Source organism: Ochrobactrum sp. SFR4 (assembly GCF_019730395.1).
GTDB lineage: Bacteria > Pseudomonadota > Alphaproteobacteria > Rhizobiales > Rhizobiaceae > Pseudochrobactrum.
In genome coordinates, this window is sequence record NZ_JAAPBB010000926.1 from 1 (window position 1) to 262 (window position 262).

1 pseudogene is annotated in these 262 nt (G+C 51.5%); it reads right to left on the reverse strand.

Going from position 1 to position 262, the window contains the following annotated elements:
• A pseudogene (locus tag HBA93_RS21805) lies at nucleotides 1-254 on the reverse strand (xylose isomerase); the annotation flags it as partial.
• Nucleotides 255-262: the final 8 nt, after the last annotated feature.

Here is a 262-nt window from a genome sequence, read left to right on the forward strand (position 1 = left end):
GCAACATCAGCTTTTAGTTTTGCGTGTTGCAAACTGTCACCAAACCACGGACGTTCAAATGTTTGGCCGCCAAACGGATCGCCCCCCGGCCAGGCCAAACTATGCCAATAGGCGACGGCAAAACGCAGCTGATCTTCCATGCGTTTGCCCAGCACGATTTCATCCGGATTATAAAACCGGTAAGCCAGCGGGTTGGTACTGTCCGGCCCTTCATACTGAATAGGTGTGGTCGCATTGAAAAATCCCGTACTCATGCCAGTAT